The 4,638-nt window shown below is 70.2% G+C and carries 4 protein-coding genes; 1 reads left to right on the top strand and 3 read right to left on the bottom strand.

The genetic code is table 11. The annotated features are described in order from the left end of the window. The 3 genes from FED44_RS36945 to FED44_RS37920 all read right to left on the bottom strand — a co-directional run. The coding region (locus FED44_RS36945; RefSeq protein ID WP_208759345.1) for a cellulose binding domain-containing protein at positions 1 to 911 on the bottom strand (911 nt) is incomplete at its 3' end. Positions 912 to 964: 53 nt separating this feature from the next. Continuing rightward, positions 965 to 2,350, bottom strand: a complete 1,386-nt coding sequence (locus FED44_RS35330) for an extracellular catalytic domain type 1 short-chain-length polyhydroxyalkanoate depolymerase (protein WP_244302553.1) — start codon at positions 2,348 to 2,350, stop codon at positions 965 to 967. 69 nt (positions 2,351 to 2,419) lie between these two features. Next, entirely contained in the window at positions 2,420 to 3,619 is a 1,200-nt protein-coding gene (locus FED44_RS37920) for a cellulose binding domain-containing protein (protein ID WP_244302552.1), read from the bottom strand. Positions 3,620 to 4,337: 718 nt separating this feature from the next. On the opposite strand from FED44_RS37920, the gene FED44_RS35320 reads away from it, so the two are divergent. Next, positions 4,338 to 4,638: endo-1,4-beta-xylanase (locus FED44_RS35320; RefSeq protein ID WP_138463391.1), on the top strand; the 301-nt coding region annotated here is incomplete at its 3' end.

The following is a 4,638-nucleotide window of genomic DNA, read 5'->3' as shown; positions in this document are numbered from 1 at the left end:
GCGGTGTAGATGTAGGTCTTGCTGAAGTCGATGCAGCCGCCCCAGTAGAAGGTCTTGTTGCTGGGCCGGTAGTTCAGGAACGACGCCCAGATGCCGTTGACGTAGCCGCGGCCGCCGTTGAGGTCGTACTTGTTGCCGAAGTCGAGTTTGGGCACCGAGTGGCCGGCGTACTCCCAGTGCACCAGGTCGTAGGAGCGCAGGACCGGCGCGCCGGGCGAGTAGTGCATCGTGGAGGCGGAGTAGTAGTAGGTGTCACCGACCCGGATGATGTCGATGTCGGCCAGGTCGTCCCACAGCACCGGGTTGGAGTACGTCGACGACGGCGGCCACGGCCCGCTCGGAGTGGCCGACGGACTCGGCGACGGGCTGGGCGAGGCACTCGGCGAGGCACTCGGTGAGGCACTCGGCGACGGGCTGGGCGACGGGCTCTGTGAAGGGCTCTGCGACGGGCTGGCGCTGGGGCTCGGCGACGGGCTGGGCGAGGGGCTGCTGGTCACGGTGCCGGTGCAGGCGGTGCCGTTGACGGCGAAGTTCGTCGGCACCGGGTTGGCCGAGCCGCTCAGCCCGCCGTTGAAGCCGAAGCTCGTGCTGCCGCCGGTGGGAATCGACGCGTTGTAGCCCGCGTCGCTCACCGTGACCTGCGCGCCCGACTGGGTGTGGGTGCCGTTCCAGAGCTGGGTGATGGTCTGCCCGGCGGTGAACGTCCAGGTCAGCTTCCAGCCGTTGATCGGGTCGCCCAGGTTGGACACCTTCACGTCGGCGCCGAAGCCGCCCGGCCACGAACTGGTCACCGTGTAGGTGACCTCGCAGCCCGCGGCGGCCTGGGCCGTGCCTGCGGTCGTGACTCCGAGAGCGCCGAGCGCGGCGGCCATCGCGGCCGCGAGCCAGCGCCGATGTCGAATGGGGGGCACTGAAGTCCTCCAGATCATGGGTCTTGGGCTGTGTCGTCAGGACACGGTGTTCTCTAGGACACGGTGCAGGTGGCGCCGTTCAGCGTGAACGAGGTGGGCTTGCCGGCGTTGCCGGTGTGCGTGGCCTGGAAGCCGATCTGGACGGAGCCGCCGGGCGGGATCGAGCCGTTGTAGCTCACGTTGGTCGCCGTGACCTGGCCGCTGGTGGGCGAGTAGGTGGCGTTCCAGCCGTTGGTGATGGTCTGCCCGCCGGGCAGGGTGAAGGCCAGCGACCAGCCGTTGACGGCGGAGGAGCCGGTGTTGGTGACGGTGATGTCCTCGGTCAGGCCGTTGGCCCAGCTGTTGACGGTCGCGCTGACGCGGCAGGCGCCCGGCTGACCGGACGGCGAAGTGCTCGGGGAGGCGCTCGGCGACGGCGAAGGGGAGGCCGACGGCGAGGGCGACGGCGAGGGTGACGGAGACCGCGTGGGAGACGCGGACGGCGACGGCGACGGCGACATGGAGGTGCTCGGCGCGTCGAGGCCGAGGAAGGAGATGGCGTAGGCGAGCTGGCCGCTCATGGGGAGCTGGTGGCCGACGCCGGAGATGCTGATGCCCTCGACGGTGGCCTGGGTGCCGGTGTTGCCGTACCGGGTGCGGGTCCAGGAGGACTGGGGGTGGTCGGTGAAGGCGGGGGTCTGGCTCAACCCGTTGAGGTTGGTCCACTGCTTGATCTCTTCGCCGAAGTTGTTGTAGTGCAGGGTGGTGTCGGTGGTGCCGTGCCACAGCTGCATGCGGGGGTAGCGGCCGGTGTATCCGGGGTACATGGCGCGGGCCTGGTCGCCCCACTGCTGGGCGGTCTTGGTGATCTGGCCGCCGGAGCACTGGCTGTTCCACAGCGACCCGTTGGTGGTGGCGAAGCAGCCGGCCGGGACGCCGGAGAAGGCGGAGGCGGCGGAGAACACGTCGGGGTATTCGGCGGCCAGGACGTTGGTCATCATGGCGCCGGAGGAGAAGCCGCTGACCACGATGCGGCCGGGGTCGACGTTGTAGCGCTGGCGGGTGTAGTTGACCATGGCCATGATGCCGGTGGAGTCGCTGCCGCCGTCGCGGCGCAGCGCGGCGGGGGTGGAGACGTCGAAGCAGGATCCGCTGCGGGTGGCTTCGGGGACCACGATGATGTAGCCGTAGCGGTCGGCGGCGGTGACGTAGTCGTGGCCGTTGCCGTTGAAGATCGCGCTGGCCGAGCCGCTGCAGTAGTGGACCAGGACGAGCAGGGCGGGGCGGGCGGCGACCCGGTCGGGGACGTAGAGGTACATGTTGAGGTTGGTCGGGTTGGTGCCGAACCCGGTGATCCGGGTGAGCGAGGCGGCCGCGGCGGGGTGGGCGGCCAGCAGCATGCCGACGAGTACCAGGGGCAACGAGGCGGCGGCCAGCAGGGATCTGAGCCTTCGTTTCACAGGAGGTCCTTTCGTGCGCGGAGGCTCCCGGGCCTTACCGGCCCGGGAGCCGCCCGGCTGCCAAGTTCGTCAGATCGCGGTGCAGGTCACGGACGGCACGCTGTTGGCGCCGTTCGAGCTGCCGAGGAAGCCGAACTGCGTGCTCGCGCCGGCGCCGAGCGCGCCGTTGTAGCTCACGTTCCGGGCGGTGACCTCTGATCCACTTGAGGTGATCGTGGCGTTCCACGACTGGGTGACCGTCTGGCCGTCGCTGAACCGCCAGGCGACGGTCCAGGAGGAGATGGGCGATCCGCCCGCGGTGACGGTCACGTCGGCCTGGAAACCGCCCTGCCACTGCCCGGTCAGCGTGTACTTGGCCAAGCACGACCTGTTGCCCGGCGTCGGGCCCGTCGAAGGGCTCGTCGAGGGGCTCGCCGACGGGCTGGCACTGGGACTCGCGCTGGGACTCGCGCTGGGGCTCGCCGACGGGCTGGTGCTGGGGCTCGGGCTGGGCGCCTGGCCGAGGCTGCCCGGGACCGACTGGAGGGCGGCGTACCAGGCGGCGGCCATCTTGTCGTAGCCGTTCGCGGTGGGGTGGATACCGTCGATGAGGTCGCCGGTGGTGAGCTTGCTGTGCATGTCGACCAGGTGGACGTGCTTGCCGCTGTTGACCTTCGACTGCACGATGCCGGGGACGGCGGCGTTGAAGGTGCGGGCGGCCGACTCCTGGCCGGAGTTCGACAGCGGGATGATCGTGGCGACGAACACCTCGGCGTTGGGCGCGGCCGAGGTGATGTGGTCGATCAGGGTGGACAGCCGCTGGGGGGCGGAGGAGACGTTGTAGTTCTGCAGCACGTCGTTGGTGCCGATGTGCAGCAGCACGGTGCGGGGGGTGTAGCTGCGCAGCCAGCCGGTGATGTTGGCGTCGATCTGGTCGATCCGCCAGCCGGGGTGGCCCTCGTGGTCGTGGTCGCCAAGGTTGCCCGGCCCGTTGTACTGCGAGCCGACGAAGTCCACGGTGTAGCGGCCGGCGGCCAGGCGCTGCCACAGCCCGATGCGGTAGCCGCCCGGCACCTGGGTGCCCTCGGTGATCGAGTCACCCAGCGGCATCACCCGAACCCCGCCGTTGGACTCCGCGCTCGCGGCGCCCGCCCCCAGCACCGTACCGAGCACCGGCAGGGCGAGAGCCAGGAGGATCGCGGCCAACCGCCTCGTCCGCATGAGCCTGGTGGCGCCGGCCGTGGCGTCGACGCCGACGGTGGGCCAGAGCCGAACGCGAGGGATCTTCATCAGTACTCCCGAAGAATGTGATCTATTAGGAGAAATCTTCTGTTAACGCTCACACTGGCTGTCGTGGCCGCGGATGGTGCTTGGGGTTTGCGGAACCGAGCACGCGTGCGAGGCGGGCGGCGCGTCGGCGCGCCGCCCGGAGCCTCGGCGGCCCTCGGCGGCGGGGGATCACCCCACCTCCGTGCGCGAAGGCGGGTCAAGGCTTGTTAACGCTCACACGTACGCTGCCGGGCCCGCCCTTCTCATAGGCGTCGATGTCGGTGGTGGTGCGGCGGAGCCAATACGACGGGGTCAGGTCCCGTCAAGCGAGCCGGATCCGCCCGCCCGGGCGCCGTGCCGCCGGGCGGGCCTCAACTGCTCCGATGGGCGGGCGGCGCACATGCCGAGGTGGGCGGGGTGCTGAAACATTCATCAAGCCGGCACCGTCCCGAAACGGATGACGAGGCGGCGGGAAAGCGCGGTGGCGGTGCGTGCCACGCGCCCGGCGCGTGCGACTGCGGCAGGGAGACGGCTCCAGCCTCTCCGACGCAGTCTTGACACGTTTCGTGGAGATTTCCAGACTGACTTTCCGAAGCGGCCTCTTTCTGCCGGACCTGGTGGTGGACGGCGGAGGCCGCCGTTCGTGACGCCGATCGTCGTGCGTCCCGGGCGTGGCGTCTTCCCGCGGGGGCGCGTCCTCGCGTTTCCCTTTCAGTGATGCAGCAGTGGAGGCTCAGGCATGAGCGATTTCCCCCTATCCGCCGGTGGCGCCAGGCGACCGCTCAGCGGCCCACGCCGGGCGCTGGCCGCCGGGGCTCTCGGCGTACTCGGGGTGGTGACGGCCCTGTCGGCCACCCTCCCGGCCAATGCCGCGGCGAGCACCCTCGGGGCGGCCGCCGCGCAGAGCGGCCGTTACTTCGGCACCGCGATCGCGGCCGGCCACCTGAACGACTCGACCTACGTGGCGACGTGGGACCGGGAGTTCAACGGGGTCACCGCGGAGAACGAGATGAAGTGGGGGCCGATCGAGCCGTCCCGCA

This window comes from Microbispora triticiradicis (genome assembly GCF_005864065.1).
Classification (GTDB): domain Bacteria; phylum Actinomycetota; class Actinomycetes; order Streptosporangiales; family Streptosporangiaceae; genus Microbispora; species Microbispora triticiradicis.
Note: the sequence above shows the minus strand (reverse complement) of the source record. Positions and strands in the feature narration are given on the sequence as shown.

Coding starts and splice junctions, on each gene's coding strand:
- FED44_RS37920 (WP_244302552.1), bottom strand. CDS start 3,619: ATGAAGATCCCTCGCGTTCGGCTCTGGCCCACCGTCGGCGTCGACGCC.